The organism is Pseudomonas sp. NFX183 (assembly GCF_047943075.1).
In the GTDB taxonomy this organism is placed as follows: domain Bacteria; phylum Pseudomonadota; class Gammaproteobacteria; order Pseudomonadales; family Pseudomonadaceae; genus Aquipseudomonas.
On record NZ_CP181333.1, the window covers coordinates 4,969,874 to 4,992,688 of the forward strand.

Here is a 22,815-nt window from a genome sequence, read left to right on the forward strand (position 1 = left end):
CCTCGGGTTAAGGAGAACTTGCCTACCAAGTTCGTTCCGCAAACGTTTGCACAGGCTGTACCAACTTTGCTCAATGGCTTGAATAAAAGGGAAAAAACCGAAATTAATCGACGGTTTGATCAAAAATGACTGGGTGTCATTTTCTCGATGCGGTTAAACAAATGCATTGCCGTCTCCCGCCGATACTCACTCGGCGTCTGGTTCATCTCGATCCGAAAATGCCGGTTGAAGTTGGACAGGTTGGCGTAGCCCACTTCAAAACAGATATCCGCCACCGACATGTCGCTTTGCAGCAACAGCCGGCAGGCGCGCTGTACGCGGAATTTGCGCATCAGGTCGATAAACCCGTGACCGGTGTTGCGCTTGAAGAAGCGCGAGAAGCCCGGCTCGCTCATGTCCAAGCGTTGCGCGATGACGGACAGGCGCAGGTCGCCGGTCAGTTCCGTCATCAGGTAATCGAAGGCTTTGTTGATGCGCTCGGCACTGCGCGCATCCAGGGTGGGGGCGTAGCAGGGGCTGGCCAGCGCCTGCACGTTTGGCGTCGGGGCGTTTTTCAGGGTGTCGAGCAGTTGCAGGAACAGGATCAGCCGTTGCAGGCCGTGGGCCTTGCCGATGTCTTCGAGCAAGCGCGCGGCGTGCACGGCGGTGTCGCCGCTGAATTGCAGGCCGCGCCGGGCGTGTTCGAACAGCGGCTGCAAGTCGCCAAGTTCCGGCAGGGTTTTGCGCAGGGCGAGGAGGGCTGCGCCGTCGAATTGCAGCACCACGTCGCGCCCGGTCAGGTACTCGCCGGGGGCCAGCTCGCCGATCCAGTCGTGGGGCAAGTCCGGGCCGATCAGCGCGACATGCCCGGCACTGAACGCGCCGATGTAGTCGCCGGCCACCAGCTTGCCGCTGCCTTGGCGGATCAGGTGGATTTCGAACTCGGGGTGGTGGTTCCAGCGCGCCAGGTCATACGGGTAATCGTGTTCGAACCAGCGGAAGCAGTGGTCCGGCTCGGGCAGGATGACTTCCAGTTCGGCAGGGCGATGCTCGAACAGCTTGGCGCGGTTGATGGGCATGCTGATGCCTCTTTTACTTATGGAATCTCTGCAAAATACGCCGGTTGACAACAGGCACGCTACCCCGGTTTTGCCTGGCACTGATACTTTTTTGATCCGCGAGCCCAGGTTAAAAAAGTATCAGCCGAGCATTCGCCATGCGTTTGTGAGGGCCTGGCCAAGCTGCTGTAATCGGCGCTCTACAACAAAAACAACAGGTGGAAACCGCCATGTTCAAGCTTCCGCAAGCGCTTTTCCTGCTGTCCGGCCTGGCCTTGGCCCTGCCCAGCTACGCCGCCGATACCGTCACCATCGCCACCGTCAACAACAGCGACATGATCCGCATGCAACGCCTGTCCAAGGTCTTCGAGGCCCAGCACCCGGACATCAAGCTCAACTGGGTGGTACTGGAAGAAAACGTGCTGCGCCAACGCCTCACCACCGATATCGCCACCCAGGGCGGCCAGTTCGACGTGCTGACCATCGGCACCTACGAGACGCCGTTATGGGGCGCCAAGCACTGGCTGGAACCCCTGACCCAACTGCCGGCTGACTACGACGCCGAGGATATTTTCCCGTCGGTGCGCCAGGGCCTGTCGGTCAATAACACCCTGTACGCCTTGCCGTTCTACGGCGAAAGCACCGTGACCTACTACCGCACCGACCTGTTCAAGCAAGCCGGGCTGAGCATGCCCGCGCATCCCACCTGGACCCAGCTGGGGGAGTTCGCCGCCAAACTCACGGCCAAAGACAAAGGCCAATACGGCATGTGCCTGCGCGGCAAGGCCGGCTGGGGCGAGAACATCGCGCTGCTGAGCACCATGGCCAACGCCTTCGGCGCGCGCTGGTTCGACGAACAGTGGAAGCCGGAATTGACCAGTCCCGAGTGGACCGCCGCCGCCAACTATTACGTCAACACCCTGAAAAATTACGGCCCGCCCGGTGTTTCCAGCAATGGCTTCAATGAAACCCTGGCGTTGTTCAACAGCGGCAAGTGCGCGATCTGGGTGGACGCCAGCGTCGCCGGCTCCTTCACCACCGACAAAAGCCAAAGCAAAGTCGCCGACGACGTAGGTTTTGCTGCGGCACCCACCGAGGTCACCGACAAAGGCTCTTCCTGGCTGTACGCCTGGTCCCTGGCGATCCCGGCGACCTCCAAGCACAAAGACGCTGCCAAGGCCTTCATCACCTGGGCAACGTCCAAGGACTACATCCAACTGGTCGCCGACAAAGAAGGCATCACCAACGTGCCGCCGGGCACCCGCCAGTCCACCTACAGCGAGGCTTACCTGAAGGCCGCGCCGTTTGCCCAGGTGACCCTGGAAATGATGAAGCACGCCGACCCCGCGCACCCGTCGGCCAAGCCGGTGCCGTACGTGGGCATTCAGTACGTGACCATTCCTGAGTTCCAGGCCATCGGCACCTCCGTCGGCAAGTTGTTTTCGGCGGCGCTTACCGGCGGCATGACGGTTGATCAGGCGCTGCTCGACGCTCAGTCCACCACCGAGCGCGAGATGAAACGCGCCGGCTACCCGAAATAATTTCTACAGGACAGCCCCATGAAACGACTCGAAGGTAAGAGCGCGCTGATCACCGGATCGGCGCGTGGCATCGGTCGCGCCTTTGCCCAGGCGTATATCGCCGAAGGCGCAACGGTTGCCATCGCCGACATCAACCTGCAACGCGCCCAGGCCACGGCGGCTGAGCTGGGCCCACAGGCGTATGCCGTCGCGATGGACGTCACCGACCAAGCCTCCATCGACGCCGCGCTTGCCGCCGTGGTGGCCCATGCCGGCAAGCTCGATATCCTGATCAATAACGCTGCACTGTTCGACCTGGCGCCCATCGTCGACATTACCCGCGACAGCTACGAGCGGCTGTTCTCGATCAACGTCGCCGGCACGCTGTTCACCCTGCAGGCCGCCGCCCGGCAGATGATCAGCCAGAGCCACGGCGGCAAGATCATCAACATGGCCAGCCAGGCCGGGCGGCGAGGCGAGCCATTGGTGGCGATCTATTGTGCGACCAAGGCGGCGGTGATCAGCCTCACGCAATCGGCGGGGCTGAACCTGATCAAGCAGGGCATCAACGTCAACGCCATCGCCCCCGGCGTGGTGGATGGCGAGCACTGGGATGGCGTGGACGCGTTGTTTGCCCAGCATGAGGGCTTGGCGCCCGGCGAGAAGAAGAAGCGGGTGGGGGCCGAAGTGCCGTTTGGGCGCATGGGCACGGCGGAGGATTTGACCGGGATGGCTGTCTTCCTGGCTTCCAAAGACGCCGACTATGTGGTGGCCCAGACCTATAACGTCGATGGCGGCAACTGGATGAACTAAAGCCGAGCATCGATTAAGAATGTGGGAGCTGGCTTGCCTGCGATGGCGGTCTGTCAGTGACAGCTTTAGGGTCTGACCCACCGCTATCGCAGGCAAGCCAGCTCCCACATTGGATCTTTGTTGTTCTTAAGTGCCAGGCTACTCAGCAAAACTGCGATCAAAAAAATACACTTCCCCAGGCTTCAGGTTCTCCACCGTCGCCTGGGGCCGGCCGCCTTCGCCATTCTTCTTGCGCCCCGTCTCACGCAAATACCCCGCCTCAGTCAGCTTCAACAAACGCTGGCGGATACTGGTCTTCAACACCGGCCGCGCCAGCACCCGCGAGAAGATCGTGGTCGCTTGCGGCGCGCTGAATTCGTTGCCCAAAAACATCAACGGCAAGTTGCTGTACAGCGACTTGGAAAACAGCCGCTCCTGCACGGCGGCGACGATCAGGTTGTGATCGAAGGGCAGTTTGATACTGCCATCGGCCACTGCATTCAGCGAAAACCAGGCCTGATGCTCACCCAACGCCACGTCATCGGCCACGATCGCCAAGTAGTAGGTGGACGACGACCAGCAGCGCGGGTCGCGAAACGCATCGCCCACCGTGCCGACTTGCTCACTCCAGGCCAAATCAAAACCGACCTTGTCGCTCGCCCGCAAGCGCTCCACGGCATCCTTGAGGCTCAGATCTTGCACGCCGCCATTAACCACCACGCCCGGTAACGCCCAATGGCCGGCAAAGGGCTCGGCTTCGCGCTTGTTCAGCAGCAGCTTCAATTCTCCGGCGGCACGGCAATAGAACAACACGCACAGGTCGACGGTGTGGAGGTAGGCACTGAGTGGCATGGGAAATCCTTCTGAACAGCGGTGGGGCACAGTCTAACGGATCGAACAGCTATGTCATGTACTTGCTCCAGCATAGATAACTAAATGTTTCTTGCAATGAAAGTACATGACGTGTACTTTTGTTTCCAGGCCACCGGAGAATCACTATGACCCTCGTGAAAACTGCCATTGCTTCATTCGACGTCGACGCCCAGAAGAGCTTCACGCCGCTGTGCCCCAACGAATTGCCGGTGGTTGGCGGAGACCAGATCGGTGCCGAACTCAACTACATGGCCAGCCTCGCCGGCCACCGTGTCGGCAGCAAAGACGCACACACCCCGCACGCCCCGTGGGTGGTCACGCAGCACAGTAAGATGCTGCAACCCACCGGCCTGGCCCACGCCGATGTCACCTGGGTCAGCCACTGCGTGCCGGGCACCGAGGGTTTTACGCTGCTGGACGAATTGCCCACGCCGTATGACTACGACTACTTCATCTGGAAAGGCGTCGAACCCGATCTGCACCCCTACGGTGCCTGCTACCACGACCTGCACGACAAACTGTCCACTGGCGTCATCGAGTATTTGAACGCCCAAGGCGTGCGCCGCGTGATCGTCGGTGGCCTGGCCCTGGACTACTGCGTCAAGACCACCGCGTTGCAACTGCTCAAGGCTGGCCTGGAGGTGGTCCTGCACTTGCCGGCCTGCCGAGGTATCAGCGAAGAGGGCGGCGTACAGGCGGTGAATGAGTTGCTCAAGGCCGGTGCTGCCATCAGCAGCACCCGCGAAGAACTGGCCGCGATGGCCACGCGCTAAGGAGAAACACCATGGAAAGTGCCTACGACTACGAATCCCCGGTCATCCAGGGCTTGCTCGACACCGACTACTACACCTTCACCATGATGCAGGCCGTGTTGCACCAGCACCCGAATGTCGACGTGGAATACAACTTCATCGTCCGCGCCAAGGAAAAACTCGGCCACCTGATCCCGCAATTGCGCGACGAGCTGGAGAAACTCGCCGGCCTGCAGATGCGCGAAGGCGAACTACGCTTTCTGTTCAACCCGCGCTTTCGCGAATACCTGACCCCGGACTACGAGCGCTTCCTGGGCCTGTTCCGCTTCAACCTGCGCTACATCCACGTCAGCGAAGTCGATGGCCAACTGAACATCCGCGTGGTCGGGCCGATGCTGCACTGCATCATGTTCGAACAGCCGGTGCTGGCGTTGGTCAGTGAGCTGCGCAACCGCGACAAATACCCCGACGTGAGCCTGGAAGATGTCACCCGCAAGCTCTACCAGAAGTTCGACTGGCTGGAGAAAAACCTCAGCCGTGAAGAGCTGGCCGACCTGCGCGTCTCGGACTTTTCCACACGCCGGCGCCTGTCGTTCAAGGCCCAGCGCGAAGTGGTGGACATCATGCGCCGCGACTTTCCCGGGCAGTTCATCGGCACCAGCAACGCGCACCTGGCCTACGAATTCGACTTGCCGCTGATCGGCACCATGGCCCACCAATGGCTGATGGTGCACCAGCAACTGGGGCGCCTGCGCGAGAGCCAGAACGCCGCATTGGAAAACTGGGTGCGCGAATACCGCGGCCGCCTCGGCATCGCCTTGACCGACTGCATCAGCACTGATTTTTTCCTCAAGGATTTCGACCTGTACTTCGCCAAGCTTTACGACGGCCTGCGTCAGGACTCGGGTGACCCTATCGCCTGGGCCGACAAAGTCCTGGCGCGCTACAAGCAACTGGGCATCGACCCGATGACCAAGGACCTGATGTTCTCCGACGGTCTGAATTTCGAAAAATGCCTGCCGATCCTGCGGCACATCCGTGGCAAGGCCAAGTTCGGTTTCGGCATGGGCACCAGCCTGGCCTGCGATGTGGAGGGTGTGGAACCGCTGAGCATCGTGATGAAACTGGTGCGCGTACACGGCGAGCCGGTGGTGAAGTTTTCCGATGACCCGATCAAGAACGTCTGTGAAGACGCCTCGTTTTTGCAGTACGCGGCAAAAGTGTTTTCGGTGGGAGGGAGCTTGCTTCCGAAAGCGGTGGATCAGCACTGACGGTGTTGACTGACACGCCGTCTTCGCGGGCAAGCCCGCTCCCACAGGTCAATCCAAGTCATAGAGAGAGGTGTGATATGCAAACTCAGGCACGTATCGCCCAAGAACTGAACATCAACCGCGAGCTGGTCAAGGGCGGCGAACCGCAGGAGATTCAGCGGCGCATCAATTTCATCAAAAGCACCTTGCGTAGCTCCGGCTGCCAGGCGCTGGTGTTGGGCATCAGCGGCGGTGTCGATTCCCTGACGGCGGGGCGCTTGTGCCAATTGGCGGTGGAGCAGTTACGCAGCGAAGACTACGCTGCGCGCTTTATCGCCATGCGCCTGCCGTACAAAACCCAGGCCGATGAAAGTGATGCTCAGGCCTCCCTGGATTTCATCAAGCCGGACCACATCGACACCTTGAATATCGCCGCCAGCGTCGACGGCCTGATGGCCAGCTTGACGGCCACTGAAGCCAGCGCGGCGCATGTCGACTTCATCAAGGGCAACGTCAAGGCCCGCACGCGGATGATCGCGCAATACGCCGTGGCCAACCTGCACAACGGCCTGGTGGTCGGTACCGACCATGGTGCCGAAGCGTTGATGGGGTTCTTCACCAAATTCGGCGACGGCGCCTGCGACCTCGCGCCGCTGTCGGGCCTGACCAAGACCCAGGTGCGTCTGCTGGCCAACGCCCTCGGTGCGCCGGGTAACCTGGTGCACAAATTACCGACCGCCGACCTCGAAGAATTGGCGCCGGGCAAGGCGGATGAGCAGGCCTACGGCTGCACTTATGCAGAAATCGACGCCTACCTGATGGGCGAGCCGGTGAGTGAGCGGGTGCGCGCGATTGTTGAAGGGGCCTACCGCAAGACAGCGCACAAACGTGCGCTGCCCGTGATCCCCGACTAAGTCGGGGATCACTCGTTATCTAAATTTTGATATTTTCGCGAATGTTCCAGCCGAACCGGACAGGTCCACCCTCCTTGCCGCCATCGGCTTTCTGCGGCTGGTAACTGACTTCAACCTTGGCAAAGTTAAGGCTGATTTCCTCTGTCAGTACATCATTGGTTGCTGCTGCGCGCGTCTCATAGGAGGCCACCATGACGTCCCTCAAGGTGATCACCAGATACTCCACATTGCTGGCGCCTCCCGCTTTGCGCACCACAATTCGGGCTCCCGGATAGTGCTTGCCCGTTGCGCAGGCCATCAGATTCGGCGTGGATTTATCCAGGGGCTTTTCGATAGCGATATTGCCCATATCGACCTTGCCGGCTCCGCCGCCAGTTCCGCTGTGCATCGACCCTGCTTGCGTGATCCTCCAACCCCAGCGCGATATATCGATTTCATCACGATGTGTCTGGTCGTTGGACTCGCCCTTGATATCGCCAAGCTTTAAAAACATATCCGTTGCCATGCTCGCCCCATGTCTGATCGTTCGCCGGAACTGGCGCGGGCGTACTTTTCCGATTCCTACGATTGTCCACAAGGCTCCAAGGTGACAACAGGAAGCGGCCTTCTGGAAAAAGGAAACTTTCCGACATTCTTGGCAGATACGCTCTGCGCTCTTGCGAAATCAGGAGCAAAAACGGAATGGCTTCCAGCGTATTCAAGGACGGTTTCCCCAGCGCCCACCGCACCACCCGTGAACGGGTAGAACGCAGCATGGACCTGCGTCGGCTGTTTGCCGCCATTGATGCCGACCCGGCGATTGCCGGGGCAGGGGTGGTGTATCTCGATTCACAGTTATGGCCGGTGACGTTGCGCGAGTTTCAGCCGATTTGCAGCGTTTTGCCCAAGCGCGTGATTTTGCGCGAGATGCCAGCGTCGATGGCACGGTTGGATTTTGTGCGGCGATTGGAGCATGAGCCGCGGGAGTCGCAGCTGGTATTCGAGGCGTTGGGGATGGGATTCGCATGCGGTAGCGCATTACTGAGCTGGTTGGTGATGGTAGGCAGTTCAACGCTGACTCCGTTTACTGCTGGCTGGAGTGGTGTGGTAACGGTGATTGGCAGAGCCGCATTCGTTGCAAGCTTCGGTCAATGCGCCAACGGCCTCTATCGAACATACAAGGAAGCTACAGAACCATCGCTGATCGATTGGTTGGATAGCGAACCTTGGTATCAGCACACGACGGCTATTCTGGATGCTGTTTCGTTGATTGGGACGAGCACTTCGTTCCTGGCGACTGTCAAGTTGGCACGCGCAACCAAAACGTCTACCGGGAAGACTTGGCGCGATGTGCTCCGAGGGTTGAATCGACAAGAGAGAGCAAAGCTGACGAAGGAGTTACTTAGCCTCAATCACCCGCACTTAAGCTCAAAACTTCTTAAGTTGAAGCAGCTGTCCGCAGACTTACCCAAGCGGTTTTCGCAAGCCGAGCTGCGGCATTCAACGCTCCTACAGATCAAGGATGTGATTGGAGCCTCTATGGCTGTGACGGGTAGCGGCATGTCGGGAAACCTTAGAACAATTGCCGTGGGCTTGTATGAGGAATTTGACGAATGATGTACCTGATGACGTTTGAAGAACTTTGGAGCTTCCTGAAGCGTTATTTCCCCGTGTTTGCGGCGGCGAATTTTGCCCAGATACTTGCTTTGGGAATTGGCATTCCGATGATGTTCGACAGTTATTTTGATGCACTTCCAGTCGGCGAAAACCTCAAATACTCCTTCTTTTCAATGCTTGGTTCCGTTTTGATAGTTGCCCACTGCAACCTCATGCTGGTCCGTGGTTATCCCTCGTGGCTATGGATTTCGGTGGTCATTATGTTTTTGTGCTTGCTAGGCGTTTTACCCACCATCGAATATCGCCCTCACAAAGTCTTCTATGTACTAGGCATTCTGTTCCCGTTGTTGGCTCTGCTCCTGCTCAACAGCAAACGCCACCGCGAAGCCCGCCACGAATGGGTTAAGCTGCGGCAAAAACGCCAGCGCATCAGCAGAATAATCCGCACCCAGCGCCAAAAAGTTCGGCGCTAGGCGGCGTTATGAGGCTCTAGCGCTCAATCGAGCGACTCCACCGCGCATTCCACTCCGGCCGCGCCTGGTTCACCTGGTCCCAATCAATCGAAATCGCCGTCTGCAAGTAACCCTGCATGGCCTCCACCCGCGCGCGGGTTTTATCGGTGGTCGGCGTGGTTGGGTTGGAAGGGATCTGATCGCCTTCTTCAAGCGCTGGTGCCTGGGCTTGCGCGGTCAGCAAGAAGGCTGCGAGTTTCTGTGCCAGCTCCGGCTGGTCGTTACGCGCGATCACGCACTCGGCCACGTTCAACACCACCGCGCCTTCCTTGGGTTGCGCGTATTCCATCGGGATGCCGAGCAATTTCTGCGTGGTGACCTGGGTTGGGGTCAAGGGGAAAATCGCAGCCTCGTCGGTTTGCACCATCTCGGAGATCTTCGCCGAGCTGGCGATGTATTCCAGCACGTTGGGGCCGATGGTTTTCGGCCAGGCCTTGAAGCCTGGTTCTACGTCTGTTTCGGAGCCGCCCTGGATACGGTTGAACATCAGGAAACCGTGCAGGCCGAAGGTGGAGGAGGCCAGAGACTGGAACACCACCTTGTCTTTGAAGCGCGGGTCGGCCAGGTCCATCCACGAGGTGGGCGCGGCCCAGCCTTTTTCCTTGAACATCTTGGCGTTATAGCCAAGGCCCGTCACGCCCAGGGTCACGGCCACGGCTTCGTCCTTGATTTTGGCCTTGGCCGGGATCTGGTCCAGAGGCGCGCTCGGTGCGAGTTTGTCGCACAGGCCCATGGAGATGGCGCGGTACATGATGCCGTCGTCGAGGAACATCACGTGCATTTGCGGGTTGTCTTTGTTGGCCTGGACCTTGGCGAGGATGTCCGACGAGGTGCCGGGCACGATCACCACCTTGACGTTGTTGGCCTTTTCGAACGCGGGCAGCACCTTGTCGGCGTACACCCGCTCCATGGTGCCGCCGTTCATGCCCAGGTACAGCGTGGGCGCGGCATGCGCGGTGGAGGCGAGCAACGCGAGGGACAAGCAGGACAGCGCGATACGTGTGTGCATGGGTGTTTTTCCTCTCAGGCTTGGAAACGACGGATGGAAAACGCTTCGATGGGCTGCCGGCTGGCCCCGCTGCAGACGATCTCTGCCAGGGCTTCACCGACCGCAGGGCCGAGCTGGAACCCGGCGCCGGCAAAGCCGAAACCGTGGAGCAGGCCAGGTTGGGTGCTGCTGGGGCCGATCACCGGTTCGTGATCGGGTAAGTAACCTTCGGTACCGCTCCAGGTACGTATCGCCTGGGCACCTTTGAGAAACGGGTACAGTTCGCCGGCGTTGCGCAAAATCTCCAACACCGCCGCCTGCCCCGGACGCGCCGTCAGCGGGCCAAGCGCAAAGCCCCGGCCGCCGCCAAGAATGCAATTGCCACGGGCGACCTGGCGCGCATAAATGCCGCCGCCTTCAACGCCGGTACTCACGTTCATCACCACCGGCAGCGGTTCGGTGACCAGCATCGCCGGGTGCGCCGACGTCATCGGCACCGGTTCGCCGAATTGCGCTGCGACGATCCCGGCCCAGGCGCCAGCGCAGTTGAGCAGCCACGGTGCTTGCAGGTGCAGACCGTTGGCGCAGTGCACCTGGAACTGCTGGCCAGCGTGTTCGATGCGCATCACTTCGGCCTGCTCGTATACCTCAGCACCCTGGCGCTGCGCGGCGCGGGCAAACGCGGGCGAAACCAGCCGCGGGTTGGCGTGCCCGTCTTCAGGGCACAGCGAAGCGCCGACCGCGATATCGCCGACCCAAGGGAACCGCGCGCGCAGTTCAGCGTGATCCAACACCTGCAAACCCAATCCAAAGCCACGGGTTTGCTTGGCATAGGCCTGCAGCGCGTCGAGGTCCGCATGGCTGCGCGCCAACTTCAAATGCCCGGAGCGCACGTACTCGCCGTCGATGCCGATCAACCCCGGCAAGTCGGCCCACAACTGATGGGCGCGCTGCGACAGCGGCAACTGATGCAGCGGCCGCCCCTGACGGCGCACGCCGCCGTAGTTCACACCGCTGGAATGCGAGCCGCAAAAGTCGCGCTCTACCAACGCCACGCGCTGACCTTTTTGCGCCAGCATCAAGGCCGCCGATGCACCGACGATACCGCCGCCCAACACGATCACGTCGATCATGGCTGCACCTCGACGCCAAACGGCAGCGGCTTGATCGGCGCCTGGCCGCGCAGGCGGCCGACGTGTTCAATTCCGCGACCACTGCGCTCGGCGACAATTTCCGCTGCTGCCAGCCCGCACATGCGCCCCTGGCAGCGGCCCATGCCGACGCGGCAATGCGCCTTGACCCGATTGATTTCCCAGTGGCCTTCATCCACCACCGCGCGCACTTCGCCGACGCTGACTTCTTCGCAGCGGCACAGCATCAGTTCATCCGGCGCCTGCGCGGCCCAGTGTTCGGGGAAGGGGAATGCGGTTTCCAGGCCGTGGCGAAAGCGCTGGATGCTCGCCAGTTGCTGTTCCAAGACGGCCGTGCGGCGAGGGTCGACGGCAATGCCTGAGTCTTCCAGCACCGCCAGCGCCGCGCGCTCGCCGGCCATGTGCGCCGCGTCGGCGCCCATGATCCCGGCGCCATCGCCTGCCAGGTACACGCCGTGGACACTGCTGCGCCCGGCGCGGTCGCGCGCGGGCAACCAGGCGCGGTTCAAGCTGTTCCAGGCAAACTCGCAGCCGAGCAAATCCGCCAGCTGTGTCTCGCTGCGCAAGGCATGGGCGAAGGCCACGGCATCGCACTCCAACGTGTGCTCGCCCCAACGAATACCGTTGACCCGTTGTTCGCCGTCGATCTGCGTGAGCGTCGCGCCCTGGTGTACGGGAATGCCATGCGCCGTGAGCCAGGCGCGGTAATACACACCCTTGGCCAGCGTCGCCGGTTGCCTGAGCAATGCAGGCAAGGCGCGGCATTGCGCGCTGAACGGCGCGCTGTCGAGCACCGCCACCACCTTGGCCCCAGCCTTGGCGTATTGATAAGCCACCAGATACAGCAACGGCCCGCTGCCGCAAAACGCCACGCGCTCACCGATGGCGCAGCCCTGATACTTCAAGGCGATCTGCGCCGCCCCGAGGCTATAGACACCGGGCAAGGTCCAGCCCGGTACGGGCAGGATGCGGTCGGTGGCGCCGGTGGCGACGATGAGCTGCGCGTACTCGATGCTCTCGGCGTGGCCGCGATTCAACAGGTCCAGGCGACCGTCCTCGGCGTTCCACACCAGGGTTTCCGGCCGATAGTCGACCAAAGGCGCCAGCTCATCCATGGTGCGGTGCACGGCCTCGGCCTTGCTGGCTTCAAACCCGTAAAGCTGCTTGGCCGAGCGCTGAAAGTTGGCCGGTTGGCGCCGGTAAATCTGCCCGCCGCCGCGCAGGCTTTCATCCACCAGGCACGGCGTGACGCCGTGGTCGAGCAGGGTGCGCGCCGCACTGATGCCGGCCGGGCCTGCGCCCACAATCACTGTTCGCTTCATGCCTGGCGCCCCGGGTCACGGCTGATCGCCTGGCCTTCTTCCAATAACGTCGCACAGGCGCGTACGCGGCGCCCATCTGCCAGGCGCACCCAGCAATCCTGGCAGGCGCCCATCAGGCAGAACCCGGCGCGGCGTTCGGCGCTGAAATCGCTGCCGCGCAGGTGCTCGGCACAGGTCAGCACGGCGGTCAGTAACGTGTCGCCGAGCAAGCCCGTGGCCGGTTGCCCATCCAGGGTGAAGGCCACAGCCGGGCGTTGGGTTTCGGCCAATCGTTTGAACAACGCCATCAATGTTTCCCCACCAGCACGCGGTCCAGGCCGTAGACCCGGTCGAGCAGAATCATGGTTGCTGCGGTCAGTGCAATCACCAGCGCCGACACCGCCGCCATCATCGGGTCGATGGACTCGGTGGCGTACACGTACATGCGCACCGGCAGGGTTTGCGTGGCCGGCGAGCTGACGAAGATCGATAGGGTCACCTCATCGAAACTGTTGATGAACGCCAACAACCAGCCGCCGGCCACACCGGGCAGAATCATCGGCAAGGTGATCTGGCGAAACAGCGTAAAGCGGCCGGCCCCCAGCGACTCCGCCGCCTGTTCGGCGCTGCGGTCAATGCCGATTGCCGCCGCCAGCACCAGGCGCAGCACGTACGGCGTGATGATCACCACGTGGGCGAGCATCAGCCAGGTGAAGCTGCCATTCACGCCCATCAGCGCGAACAAACGCAGCATCGCCACGCCCAGCACCAGGTGCGGGATGATGATTGGCGAGAGGAACAACGCACTGAAAAAGTTGCGCCCCGGAAACTGATAACGGCTGATCGCCAAGGCCGCCGGCACAGCGATCAGCGTGGCCAACGTGGCGGCGGTAAACGCCAGGATCAGGCTGTTATAGAACGCCTGGATAAAGTCGGCACGCTCGAACACTGCGCGAAACCAGCGCAGGGAGAAGCCCGATGTGGGCAGGCTCAAGGTGTTTTCCGGGGTGAAGGCCACCAGGCACACCACCACCAGCGGCGCCATCATGAACAGCACCACCAGGCCGTGAAAGCCGAGGGCCAAAGGACCGTTTCTGGACATGCGCTTAAACCCCCAGGGACTTTTTGTAGCGGCTTTCAACCATGCGGTTCCAGCTCAGCATGATCAGCAGGTTGACCAACAGCAGCACCACCGCGATGGTCGCGCCCATGGGCCAGTTGAGTTCCGAGAGGTACTGGTCGTACACCACCGTGGCGACCATTTTCAGGCGGCGCCCGCCGAGCAGGCCGGGGATCGCAAACGAGCTGGCCGCCAGCCCGAACACAATCAACGTGCCGGACAGCACGCCGGGCATGACCTGCGGCAATACGATTTTGCGCATCACCGTGGCTTGGCTGGCGCCCAGTGACAGCGCCGCCTGTTCTGCCGACGGGTCAAGCTTTTGCAGCGAGGTCCACACCGGAATGATCATGAACGGCAGCATCACGTGCACCAGTGCGATGATCACCGCAAACGGCGTATACAGCAGCTTTACCGGACGCCCGCCGAGGGCCTGGATCACCTGGTTGACCAGCCCGTCGGCGCCGAGCAACAGGCTCCAGCCGAAGGCGCGCACCACCACCGAAATCAGCAGCGGCGTGAGGATCAGGATCAGGAAGATCGAGCGCCACGGCGTGCCCATGCGGCTCAGAATGTAAGCCTCGGGCACGCCGATCACGACGCACAGCAAGGTCACCAGCGCGCTGATCCAGAAGGTGCGCCAGAAGATTTCATAGAAGTACGCATCACTGAACAGCGACAGGTAATGCGCCAAGGTCCACTCATCCGCCTTCACGCCCACCTGGTAGTCGAACACGTTGAACGACAGCACAAGCGTCATCACCAGCGGCAGAATCAACAGCCCGGTGAACAGCGCCAGGGCCGGCAACGACAGCAGATAACCGCGACTCATGCGTGCACCTCATCTGCCGCCAACACGCGCAGCAAGCCGGCGTGCCAGTCCAGGCCGACGGCCGCGCCGCAACCGAGCGGCGCGCTGCCGTCGTTGCTGCGCACCACGGTAATGTCGCCAAGCGAGGTATGGACGCGGTACAGCCACTGGCTGCCGAAGAAGTAGCTGTCGAGCACCTTGCCTTGCACGCGCCCGCTGCCTGCGGCCACCAAGGTGATTTTTTCCGGGCGCAGGCTCAGGGTCAGCTCGCCGTCGCCGCTGGCGTGGCGTACTTGTGGGGTGCCAAGTTCGTCGTAGTCGCCCGGCAGCAGGTTGGCCTTGCCGACGAAGTCCGAGATGAAGCGCGTGCGTGGGTGTTCGTAGAGCGTGTACGGCGCGTCGATCTGCGTGACGCGTCCGGCCTGCATCACCACCACGCGGTCGCTGATCGACAGTGCTTCGGCCTGGTCGTGGGTGACCATCAAAGTGGTGATGCCCACCGCGCACTGGATGCGGCGGATTTCAAACTGCATCTCTTCGCGCAGGTTGGCGTCGAGGTTGGACAACGGTTCATCGAGCAGCAGCACCGGCGGCTCGATCACCAGCGCGCGGGCCAGCGCTACACGCTGGCGCTGGCCGCCGGAGAGTTCACGCGGGTAGCGCTCGGCGTGCGGCGCCAGGCGCACCAGTTCCAGCACGGTTTTAACCTGGCGGGCGATTTCGGCGGTCGGCACTTTGCGCATCTTCAGGCCGAAGGCGACGTTGTCGCGCACGGTCATGTGCGGGAACAGCGCGTAGCTCTGGAACACCACGCCCAGGCCACGGCTGGCGGGTTTGGCGTGGGTGATGTCGCGGCCGTCGAGCAGGATCTGCCCGCCGCTCACGTCGACGAAGCCGGCGATCATTTGCAGGGTGGTGGTTTTGCCGCAGCCCGAGGGACCGAGCAGGGAAACGAACTCGCCTTTTTCTACCGCAAGGTCAGTGGCGACCACCGCATCGACGGCGCCGTAGCGTTTGCTCAAGGCGTTGAGTTGGAGAAATGCCATGTCTGCGTTCCACCTTTTTGAGTCGCGTCGAAACGCGCTTTTTTGTTTTGGGCAGATGCGAAAAGAGTGCTGCGGGTGCGGTGGCGCTCGATCTTGAGTCGGCTGCCGTTTGTTGTTCATTTCGCCCCTGTGGACGCAGATTAGGACGAAGACTAGGATGGGCGGAAGATGGAATTTCACTCAACGGACTATTATTTTCCAATTTATTCATTCAGCAGAATTTACGCCGAGATTATGTGATATGGATTCCACTGAGCGGAATGGCAGCGACAAAGAAGTGGGTTCTGGCAGCGTGTCGCGGGTGTTCGCGCTGTTGCGTGCATTGGGCGAGGTGCCCGAAGGCGGCGAACGCGTGACGCAACTGGCGCAGCAGGTCGGGCTGTCGCAGCCCACCACCCACCGCCTGTTGCGCAGCCTGATGGACGAGGGGATGGTCGAGCAGGACGCGCGCAGCAAGCGCTATCGCCTGAGCCTGGAGTTCTTCGCGCTGGCGGCGAACGCGGGCAAGACCGGCAACCTGCGTGACCTGGTGCGGCCGAGCATGTTGCGCTTGAGTGCTTCGTTGGGTGATTCGTTGTTTTTGCTGGCACGCAGTGGTTTTGATGCGATCTGCCTGGACCGCAGCGAAGGGCCGTACCCGATCCGCACCTTTACCGGGGATATTGGCGGGCGTGTGGCGTTGGGTGTGGGGCAGGGCAGTTTGGCGATTCTGGCGTTCTTGCCGGAGGAGGAGCGTGAGACGGTGATTCGCTACAACTTGCCTCGGCTCAAGGATTTTCACCTGTATGACGAGGTGCTGCTGCGTTCGGAAGTGGAGAATGTGCGCAGCCTGGGGTATGCCGCGCGCAACACCGGAGTGCTGGAAGGCATGGCGGGGTTGGCGGTGCCGATTTTGAATCGGGAGGGGGTTGCGGTGGCGGCGTTGAGTGTGGCGACTATCAGTGATCGATTGGGGCCGAGCCGGTTGCCGATGGTGGTGGAGTTGCTCAAGCGTGAGGCGGCGGCGATCGGGCCGAGGATCAATCCGTTTGATCCGACGTTGCGTCGGCCTTCGCAGGCTTTTGGTGGGTAGCTTGTGTGCCGTTGCGCTATGGCCGTCTTTGGGCGGGCGCTTCTGTTGGTAGATTTGAGTACATATCCGTTGCTGCGGTAACGGCGGCTGGCGGTTCCGCTCTTACAGCGGGTCACTTTTGGCAAACGCCCTGTACGGACCGGACACATGGTGGACACATGTGCGGGGACATGGTTGACACATTATGAACCATAGTCAGGTTTGCTCATGTCGATCGTTCGTAGGAAGTGGTGGCAGAAGTAGACGTCAAAGAGCCCGTCACTTTCAGGGTTGGGTCGAACGGCAATGTGCTGCCCAACCAGCCCCTTGGCGATGCTGAAATAACGTTTCTGAAAGCGAAATCGGCTGTGATAAACCTTGGCCAGCACATCATCCGGCCCATATTCAAATTCCGATAGCTGCTGCGGATAAGCCCAAGGGCTTGCTCGGTACCGGTCCATAGGCACCTTGTAATCCAGTGCTTGGTGAGGGCGTTTTAAGTTATAGACCTCACGCCATTGATCAAACGCTGTTTGAGCATCCTTGATCGTGGAGAATTGACGCCCATCAAGCACCTCCGCTTTGAGTGAACGATGAAAACGCTCAATCTTTCCATTGGTTTGAGGGTGGTAAGGACGACTGAAGCTGATCCTGATCCCCAAGCGAATCAACCAGATACTTAGTTCTGTGATTTCTCCAGGGTTGCGTGGCGAGCCCCATGGCGGTCCATTGTCAACGTTGATGCGAGCCGGTAACCCAAAGCGCTGAAATACCTCGATCATCTTTTCCTTCACCGTGATTCCACGCTCGTTATCACAAGCTTGAATCGCCAAATTGAATCGTGAGTGATCGTCCAACAACGTCAGGGGATGGCATCGGCCTTCTTGTGTCGGGAAGTGCCCTTTGAAATCCATCTGCCAAAGATCGTTAGGTGCATCGTGTTCAAATCTCAGCTTTGCTTCTTGTTCCTTCTGAACAAGCTGAATCAGCCCGCATCGGTGCAAAACATTGGTGACGGTGCTAGGAGCAATCTGCTTTTTCAAAAGGCTGCTGATTGTGCGTCCGCCCCAAGCGGGATGTGCTTGCCTAAGCGCTATGACCTGCGCCTCCAAAGCTGGCGCGGTTAGCTTTGGGCTAGTCGCAGGTTTTCGGGATTTCTCTTGCAGCCCGGACTGCCCATGCATTTCATAGCGTTTCAACCACTTATAGGCCTTTTGCGGGCTGATGCCGAACCGCCGACACAGCTCTCGTTTATTGCTGCCGGGTTGCCGTGCTAAGGCAATGAACTCTTCTTTCAGGCTCATGGCATCTCTCGTGTCCCAGGGCATGATGGCTTTCCGGCGAAGTTGGCTCGCCAAAAGTGTCCACCATGTCCCCGCACACCCGTCAACCATGTGTCCGGTCCGTACACCCAACGCCCCAAAAGTAACCAAAAGGTCTTTGCCCCACCACTCGGTGCCTCGCCTAGGCTCGGCATTCCCTCACTCCGGCTTGAATCCGTGGGCCGCCGCGACGGGCCATCCATGGCCCAACGCGGCTAACCCGGCGTCCTGCCGGGTTACCCACGGATTCGAGCCTGCGTTCGGCCAGCGTGGTTGACGGGGCCTGTCAGATCAAAAGCAAGATCAAGAGCACGGCGGCCTGAAAGCCGACCTGAGTGGTAGAAGCAAAAGCGGATCAAAAACACAGCAACACACCTCTATCTGATGCACTGAGCTCTAAATGTGGGAGCGGGCTTGCTCGCGAAGGCGGTGGTTCAGTCAGCTCATGTGTCACTGACCCACCGCCTTCGCGAGCAAGCCCGCTCCCACAAGTTGACCGAGTGCAGCCCGTCACCACCTCACTGCTTTGCTTTTCTGTGGGAGCTGGCTTGCCTGCGATGCAGGCACCTCGGTGTGTCAGGCATAACCAGTTGATGCCATCGCGGGCAAGCCCGCTCCCACATTGACCGAGTACAGCCCGAGGTTTTAGGGCAATGCAGATCAGCACAGCCTCTGCCTGATGTAATGAGACCCACACAAGCACCACACACATTCAGATCGCGGCCAGTGCAACTGAGGTCGCGGCTGTTCGAGTCTCCACGCCGAGCTTCACATACACATGCTCCAGATGCTTGTTCACCGTCCTGGGGCTCAGCCCCAGAATGTCGCCGATGTCCCGGTTGGTTTTCCCACACGCCACCCAACGCAGCACTTCCACCTCACGCTCGGTCAGTTGAAACCGCGCGGATAACAGTCGTTGCGCCGGGGCGTCCTCCAGGGTCAGCACGCTCGGCTGCGTGGCGGCACGCGCCGAGAGCAGGATTCGTGACGTACGCAAATGCGCTGCCACCCGCGCCAATACCTCATCCGTCTGGATCGGCTTGGTCACGTAATCACTGCCACCCACCTCAAAGCCTTGCACCACGTGCTTGCTGTCGGTCAGCCCGGTCATGAACACCACCGGGATGTCCGCACTGGCCGGTTGCGCCTTGAGCCGGCGACAGGTTTCGAAGCCGTCCAGGCCCGGCATCATTGCGTCCAGCAGAATCAGGTCCGGGCGCCGGCGTTGCACGCGGTTCAACGCGCTGAGGCCGTCCAGCGCCACCAGCACCATGTAGCCCGCGTCATCAAGGGCGTCGGACAGCATGGCGAGGTTGTCCGGGGTGTCATCGACGATCAGCACCACGCCAGGTTCAGTGCTGCGGGTGAGCGCATTCATCTTCGGCCTCCTTTAAGGTTCGGTTGAGTTCATCCAGGCGGAAACCCTTGAGCAGCCCGCGCACTTTGGCGATGAAAGGCGCGGCGTCCGGATGGTGTTCCAGGATGGTGTCGAGTTTTTCATGCAAGCCGCGCACGTAGCCGATGGCGCTGAGTTCGGCGAGGGCGGCGAGGTCTTCGGGGCTGGGCAATACGCTGGGCGGTGCAGGCGGTGCGGACGTTCTGGTGCGCCGCAGCCACTGCAGATCCAGGTGCTGTTGCAGGTGCCCGAGCAGTTCCGGGGTGCGCACCGGTTTGGCCAGGTAGTCGTTGCAGGCGGCGGCGATGCTGCGTTCACGGTCGTCGGTAAAAGCGTTGGCCGAGATCACGATGATCGGCGCGCTGGACAGCGCATTGCGGCGGATCAAGCGGCTGGTTTCCCAGCCATCCAGGGTCGGCATCGACAGGTCCATCAGGATCAAGTCCGGCGCCAGCAGCGCCACCTGGCGGATTGCGTCCTGGCCATTGCTGGCCTGGATCACCTCAAACCCCAGCGGTGTGAGCATGCCACTGAGCACCTTGCGATGGTCCACATGGTCGTCCACCACCAGAATGCGTCGGCGCACACCGTGATAACCGATGATGTCGTGCTCCACGTGCACCACCGCCTGCGGCGCGCGCACCTGGGAGAGGAACAGCCGCACCTGGAAACACGTGCCCTTGTCCAGCTCGCTGGTAACGCGCAACTCGCCGCCCATCAGCGAGGTGAGCATGCGCGTGATGGTCAGCCCCAGGCCCACGCCCTTGTCCTGGCGCATCAGATCGCCGCGCTCGAACGGCTGGAATATCCGCTCGATCTGCCCAGGGTCAATGCCGATGCCGGTGTCGATGATTTCAAAATTGGCGGTTTCGCGCATGTAGCTGACCCGCAGGCGCACCTCGCCGCTGTCTGTGAAATTCACCGCGTTGCCGAGCAGGTTGATCAGGATCTGGCGCACGCGCTTTTCATCGCCACGCACCACGGCCGGGATCTTGCCCACGCAGTCCAGGCGAAAGCGCAGGCCCTTGTCCTGGGCTTGTGGGGTGAACATTTGTTCCAGGTCGTGGAGCAACTCGGGGAAGGGGATTTCCGTGAGTTCCAGGCGCAGTTTGCCGGCCTCGATCTTGGCCACGTCGAGCAGGCCATCGATCAGCGACAGCAGGTGCGAGCCGCTGCGCAGGATGGTCGCCAGCGCGTCCTGATGCTGCTCGGGCATGGCGTTGTCGCGCTGTAGGATCTGGGTAAAACCAAGGATGCTGTTCAGCGGCGTGCGCAGCTCGTGAGAGAGCCCGGTGACGTAACGGCTTTTGGCGGCGTTCGCGGCTTCGGAGGCCTCTTTGGCTTGTTGCAGGGCTTGGTCGGTGAGGCTGTGGGCGTCGATTTCCTGCATTAAAAGCAGGGTCTGGCGGTCGGATTCTTCCTGGGCGACGCGGCGGCTTTCGCGGGTCAGTACCACCCACCACGCGAGCACGGCGGCCAGCACTGACAGGGTCAGGAAAGCCTTGAAGAACGCCTGATACAAGGTCTCGGAATGCGGCAACCCTTGGGCGGCTTGCACGTAAATCAACGCCAGCGCGCCTGCGAGTAGCAGCACCAGCACCAATAACAACCCCAGGTAATGCGCCAGCCGGGTATGCAGGCGCGGCATCAGGGTGGTGGGCAGCAGCCAGCGCAATACGCCTTCGAACTGCGTGACCAGGCGCGCATGAGGTTTGCACCGGTCACCGCAACGCGCGTCCAGCGAGCAGCACAGCGAACAGATCGGCGTGCTGTAGGCCGGACAAAACGCCATGTCGGCGGTTTCGAACGGGTTGCTGCACAGCCCACAGATCGCGTGAGTGGCGGGGGCCACCGGGTGAATCAGGGTCACGTCGCTGGTACGCGCGATGTAGTACTTGCCTTGGGTCAGCCAGGCCAACAGCGGCGCCATGATCAGCGCCGTGCCCAGCGCGACGAAGGGCGGCGCGGCCTGGGCCAGGGCACCGAACAGGCCGAAGTGGGCGAGGATCGACAGCAACGAGGCAATCAGCATCGAGCCGACGCCCACCGGGTTGATGTCGTAAAGGTGCGCGCGCTTGAACTCGATGTGTCTGGGCGACAGACCCAGCGGCTTGTTGATCACCAGGTCGGCCACCAGCGTGCCGATCCAGGCAATCGCGATATTCGCGTAGAGCCCCAGCACCTGGTCGATCACATCAAATACGCCCAGCTCCATCAACATCAGCGCGATGGCCACGTTGAACACCAGCCACACCACGCGGCCGGGGTGGCTGTGGGTCACGCGGGCAAAAAAGTTCGACCAGGCCAGGGAGCCGGCGTAGGCGTTGGTCAGGTTGATTTTCATCTGTGAGATGAACACGAACAGCACCATCGCGCCGAGCGCCCATTCCGGCGAGCTGAACACATAGCGGAATGCAACGAGGTACATCTGCGTGGGCTCGGCGGCGCGCTCCATGGGGATTTCATGTTGCAGGGCGAGAAACGCCAGAAACGCCCCGGCGAACATCTTCAGCGCGCCGGGGATGATCCAGCCGGGCCCCGCGCAGAGCAGGGCGGCCCACCAGCGTTTGCGGTTGGCGGCGGTCTTTTCCGGCAGGAAGCGCAGGTAGTCGACCTGTTCGCCGATCTGCGTGACCAGCGACAGCGCCACGGTGCAGGCGGCGCAGAACGACAGCAAATTAAACCCGCCGCCGTCGCCACTGCGTCCGACAAAGCTGGTCCAGTCGCTGAAGACGTCGGGGTTTTTCCACCAGACAAAACCGTAGGGCAGCACCAGCAACAGCAGCCAGAGCGGTTGCGTCCACAATTGCAGGCGGCTGATCAGGGTCACGCCGTAGGCCACCAGCGGAATCACCAGCAATGAGCAGATCACATAGGCGATGGCCAGCGGAATGTGGAAATACAGCTCCAGGGCCAGGGCCATGATTGCCGCTTCCAGCGCGAAGAACAGGAACGTGAAGCTGGCATAAATCAACGAGGTGATGGTCGAGCCGATGTAGCCAAAGCCGGCGCCGCGGGTCAGCAGGTCCATGTCCACGCCATAACGGGCGGCGTAATAACTGATGGGCAGGCCGGTGAGGAAAATCACCAGGCTGATCGCCAGGATCGCCCAGAACGTGTTGGTGAAACCGTAGCTCAAGGCGAGCACGCCGCGATGGCTTCCAGCGCCAGAAAGGACACGGCGCCCAGGGCGGTGTTGGCGATGCGCAGTTCCGACCATTTGCGAAAGGATTTGGGCGTGTAGCGCAGGGCGTAGTCTTCCATGGTCTCGTCGGCGACCCAGGTGTTGTAGTCGCGGCGGATCTTGACGATGCGCTGGGTGCCGGAGGTGGGGTGCACGGTTGAGGACTCCGCAGAAGGGCGAGATTGAATGAGCAACTTCC

Annotated in this window: 20 protein-coding genes and 1 pseudogene; 8 read left to right on the forward strand and 13 right to left on the reverse strand. The window is 61.2% G+C overall.

The features are described 5' to 3' along the window. Positions 1-119 precede the first annotated feature (119 nt). On the reverse strand, positions 120-1,058 hold the full coding sequence (locus ACM530_RS23375) for an AraC family transcriptional regulator (protein ID WP_262209013.1): 939 nt from the start codon (positions 1,056-1,058) through the stop codon (positions 120-122). Between the two features lie 209 nt (positions 1,059-1,267). Between ACM530_RS23375 and ACM530_RS23380 the strand changes: the two genes are divergently transcribed. Beyond that, positions 1,268-2,578: an ABC transporter substrate-binding protein gene (locus ACM530_RS23380; RefSeq protein ID WP_416363270.1), complete on the forward strand. Its 1,311-nt coding sequence runs from the start codon at positions 1,268-1,270 to the stop codon at positions 2,576-2,578. 18 nt (positions 2,579-2,596) lie between these two features. Continuing rightward, complete coding sequence (locus ACM530_RS23385; protein ID WP_416363271.1) at positions 2,597-3,370, forward strand: L-iditol 2-dehydrogenase; 774 nt, start codon at positions 2,597-2,599, stop codon at positions 3,368-3,370. A gap of 138 nt (positions 3,371-3,508) precedes the next feature. On the opposite strand, the gene ACM530_RS23390 is transcribed toward ACM530_RS23385, so the two are convergent. Next, a complete protein-coding gene (locus ACM530_RS23390) occupies positions 3,509-4,201 on the reverse strand; it encodes an NUDIX hydrolase (RefSeq protein ID WP_416363272.1) in 693 nt (230 codons plus the stop codon). Positions 4,202-4,347: 146 nt separating this feature from the next. On the opposite strand from ACM530_RS23390, the gene ACM530_RS23395 reads away from it, so the two are divergent. The 3 genes from ACM530_RS23395 to nadE all read left to right on the forward strand — a co-directional run bounded on the left by ACM530_RS23395 (position 4,348) and on the right by nadE (position 7,138). Then, positions 4,348-4,995 carry a nicotinamidase gene (locus ACM530_RS23395; RefSeq protein ID WP_416363273.1) on the forward strand — a complete coding sequence of 216 codons (648 nt, stop codon included), beginning with the start codon at positions 4,348-4,350 and terminating at the stop codon, positions 4,993-4,995. An 11-nt stretch (positions 4,996-5,006) separates the two neighbouring features. After that, positions 5,007-6,245 (forward strand): nicotinate phosphoribosyltransferase, encoded by a 1,239-nt coding sequence (gene pncB, locus ACM530_RS23400; RefSeq protein WP_416363274.1) that lies wholly within the window; start codon positions 5,007-5,009, stop codon positions 6,243-6,245. A gap of 77 nt (positions 6,246-6,322) precedes the next feature. After that, positions 6,323-7,138 (forward strand): ammonia-dependent NAD(+) synthetase, encoded by an 816-nt coding sequence (nadE, locus tag ACM530_RS23405; RefSeq protein ID WP_416363275.1) that lies wholly within the window; start codon positions 6,323-6,325, stop codon positions 7,136-7,138. 19 nt (positions 7,139-7,157) lie between these two features. Here nadE and ACM530_RS23410 read toward each other — a convergent pair whose 3' ends face one another. Further along, a complete protein-coding gene (locus tag ACM530_RS23410) occupies positions 7,158-7,643 on the reverse strand; it encodes an Hcp family type VI secretion system effector (protein WP_416363276.1) in 486 nt (161 codons plus the stop codon). Between the two features lie 176 nt (positions 7,644-7,819). Between ACM530_RS23410 and ACM530_RS23415 the strand changes: the two genes are divergently transcribed. Both ACM530_RS23415 and ACM530_RS23420 read left to right on the forward strand, forming a co-directional pair. Next, positions 7,820-8,734, forward strand: a complete 915-nt coding sequence (locus ACM530_RS23415; RefSeq protein ID WP_416363277.1) for an NAD synthetase — start codon at positions 7,820-7,822, stop codon at positions 8,732-8,734. Further along, complete coding sequence (locus ACM530_RS23420) at positions 8,731-9,207, forward strand: hypothetical protein (RefSeq protein ID WP_416363278.1); 477 nt, start codon at positions 8,731-8,733, stop codon at positions 9,205-9,207. The genes ACM530_RS23415 and ACM530_RS23420 overlap by 4 nt, the downstream gene beginning before the upstream one ends. Before the next feature lie 16 nt (positions 9,208-9,223). On the opposite strand, the gene ACM530_RS23425 is transcribed toward ACM530_RS23420, so the two are convergent. From ACM530_RS23425 to ACM530_RS23455, 7 genes are read right to left on the reverse strand one after another with little or no spacing between them, the layout of a single operon-like run. Then, positions 9,224-10,255 (reverse strand): ABC transporter substrate-binding protein, encoded by a 1,032-nt coding sequence (locus ACM530_RS23425; RefSeq protein ID WP_119736011.1) that lies wholly within the window; start codon positions 10,253-10,255, stop codon positions 9,224-9,226. Between the two features lie 14 nt (positions 10,256-10,269). Continuing rightward, the gene (locus ACM530_RS23430; RefSeq protein ID WP_416363279.1) at positions 10,270-11,367 is read right to left on the reverse strand and encodes an NAD(P)/FAD-dependent oxidoreductase; all 1,098 of its coding nucleotides are present in this window, start codon (positions 11,365-11,367) and stop codon (positions 10,270-10,272) included. After that, a complete protein-coding gene (locus tag ACM530_RS23435) occupies positions 11,364-12,707 on the reverse strand; it encodes an FAD-dependent oxidoreductase (protein WP_416363280.1) in 1,344 nt (447 codons plus the stop codon). The genes ACM530_RS23430 and ACM530_RS23435 overlap by 4 nt, the downstream gene beginning before the upstream one ends. Continuing rightward, positions 12,704-12,994, reverse strand: coding sequence for a (2Fe-2S)-binding protein (locus tag ACM530_RS23440; RefSeq protein WP_145166111.1), 291 nt, complete (start codon positions 12,992-12,994; stop codon positions 12,704-12,706). Before ACM530_RS23440 ends, ACM530_RS23435 begins: the two co-directional genes overlap by 4 nt. Further along, the gene (locus tag ACM530_RS23445) at positions 12,994-13,788 is read right to left on the reverse strand and encodes an ABC transporter permease (protein WP_065932095.1); all 795 of its coding nucleotides are present in this window, start codon (positions 13,786-13,788) and stop codon (positions 12,994-12,996) included. Before ACM530_RS23445 ends, ACM530_RS23440 begins: the two co-directional genes overlap by 1 nt. Before the next feature lie 4 nt (positions 13,789-13,792). Beyond that, positions 13,793-14,638, reverse strand: coding sequence for an ABC transporter permease (locus tag ACM530_RS23450; protein ID WP_214248528.1), 846 nt, complete (start codon positions 14,636-14,638; stop codon positions 13,793-13,795). Then, positions 14,635-15,663, reverse strand: a complete 1,029-nt coding sequence (locus tag ACM530_RS23455; protein ID WP_416363281.1) for an ABC transporter ATP-binding protein — start codon at positions 15,661-15,663, stop codon at positions 14,635-14,637. The genes ACM530_RS23450 and ACM530_RS23455 overlap by 4 nt, the downstream gene beginning before the upstream one ends. Before the next feature lie 241 nt (positions 15,664-15,904). On the opposite strand from ACM530_RS23455, the gene ACM530_RS23460 reads away from it, so the two are divergent. Continuing rightward, the gene (locus ACM530_RS23460; protein ID WP_145166114.1) at positions 15,905-16,735 is read left to right on the forward strand and encodes an IclR family transcriptional regulator; all 831 of its coding nucleotides are present in this window, start codon (positions 15,905-15,907) and stop codon (positions 16,733-16,735) included. A gap of 182 nt (positions 16,736-16,917) precedes the next feature. Here the strand turns inward: ACM530_RS23460 and ACM530_RS23465 are convergent, their stop codons facing one another. The 3 genes and pseudogenes from ACM530_RS23465 to ACM530_RS23475 form a co-directional block, all read right to left on the reverse strand. Next, entirely contained in the window at positions 16,918-18,042 is a 1,125-nt protein-coding gene (locus ACM530_RS23465; RefSeq protein ID WP_416363282.1) for an IS481 family transposase, read from the reverse strand. Positions 18,043-18,748: 706 nt separating this feature from the next. Further along, entirely contained in the window at positions 18,749-19,414 is a 666-nt protein-coding gene (locus ACM530_RS23470) for a response regulator (protein ID WP_053256610.1), read from the reverse strand. Beyond that, a pseudogene (locus tag ACM530_RS23475) lies at positions 19,389-22,771 on the reverse strand (ATP-binding protein). Before ACM530_RS23475 ends, ACM530_RS23470 begins: the two are co-directional and overlap by 26 nt. Between the last annotated feature and the right edge of the window lie 44 nt (positions 22,772-22,815).

Excerpts from the sequence above, each read along its gene's own strand:
- ACM530_RS23375 (WP_262209013.1), bottom strand. The coding sequence starts at position 1,058 with ATGCCCATCAACCGCGCCAAGCTGTTCGAGCATCGCCCTGCCGAACTG.
- ACM530_RS23380 (WP_416363270.1), top strand. The coding sequence starts at position 1,268 with ATGTTCAAGCTTCCGCAAGCGCTTTTCCTGCTGTCCGGCCTGGCCTTG.
- ACM530_RS23385 (WP_416363271.1), top strand. The coding sequence starts at position 2,597 with ATGAAACGACTCGAAGGTAAGAGCGCGCTGATCACCGGATCGGCGCGT.
- ACM530_RS23390 (WP_416363272.1), bottom strand. The coding sequence starts at position 4,201 with ATGCCACTCAGTGCCTACCTCCACACCGTCGACCTGTGCGTGTTGTTC.
- ACM530_RS23395 (WP_416363273.1), top strand. The coding sequence starts at position 4,348 with ATGACCCTCGTGAAAACTGCCATTGCTTCATTCGACGTCGACGCCCAG.
- pncB (WP_416363274.1), top strand. The coding sequence starts at position 5,007 with ATGGAAAGTGCCTACGACTACGAATCCCCGGTCATCCAGGGCTTGCTC.
- nadE (WP_416363275.1), top strand. The coding sequence starts at position 6,323 with ATGCAAACTCAGGCACGTATCGCCCAAGAACTGAACATCAACCGCGAG.
- ACM530_RS23410 (WP_416363276.1), bottom strand. The coding sequence starts at position 7,643 with ATGGCAACGGATATGTTTTTAAAGCTTGGCGATATCAAGGGCGAGTCC.
- ACM530_RS23415 (WP_416363277.1), top strand. The coding sequence starts at position 7,820 with ATGGCTTCCAGCGTATTCAAGGACGGTTTCCCCAGCGCCCACCGCACC.
- ACM530_RS23420 (WP_416363278.1), top strand. The coding sequence starts at position 8,731 with ATGATGTACCTGATGACGTTTGAAGAACTTTGGAGCTTCCTGAAGCGT.
- ACM530_RS23425 (WP_119736011.1), bottom strand. The coding sequence starts at position 10,255 with ATGCACACACGTATCGCGCTGTCCTGCTTGTCCCTCGCGTTGCTCGCC.
- ACM530_RS23430 (WP_416363279.1), bottom strand. The coding sequence starts at position 11,367 with ATGATCGACGTGATCGTGTTGGGCGGCGGTATCGTCGGTGCATCGGCG.
- ACM530_RS23435 (WP_416363280.1), bottom strand. The coding sequence starts at position 12,707 with ATGAAGCGAACAGTGATTGTGGGCGCAGGCCCGGCCGGCATCAGTGCG.
- ACM530_RS23440 (WP_145166111.1), bottom strand. The coding sequence starts at position 12,994 with ATGGCGTTGTTCAAACGATTGGCCGAAACCCAACGCCCGGCTGTGGCC.
- ACM530_RS23445 (WP_065932095.1), bottom strand. The coding sequence starts at position 13,788 with ATGTCCAGAAACGGTCCTTTGGCCCTCGGCTTTCACGGCCTGGTGGTG.
- ACM530_RS23450 (WP_214248528.1), bottom strand. The coding sequence starts at position 14,638 with ATGAGTCGCGGTTATCTGCTGTCGTTGCCGGCCCTGGCGCTGTTCACC.
- ACM530_RS23455 (WP_416363281.1), bottom strand. The coding sequence starts at position 15,663 with ATGGCATTTCTCCAACTCAACGCCTTGAGCAAACGCTACGGCGCCGTC.
- ACM530_RS23460 (WP_145166114.1), top strand. The coding sequence starts at position 15,905 with ATGGATTCCACTGAGCGGAATGGCAGCGACAAAGAAGTGGGTTCTGGC.
- ACM530_RS23465 (WP_416363282.1), bottom strand. The coding sequence starts at position 18,042 with ATGCCCTGGGACACGAGAGATGCCATGAGCCTGAAAGAAGAGTTCATT.
- ACM530_RS23470 (WP_053256610.1), bottom strand. The coding sequence starts at position 19,414 with ATGAATGCGCTCACCCGCAGCACTGAACCTGGCGTGGTGCTGATCGTC.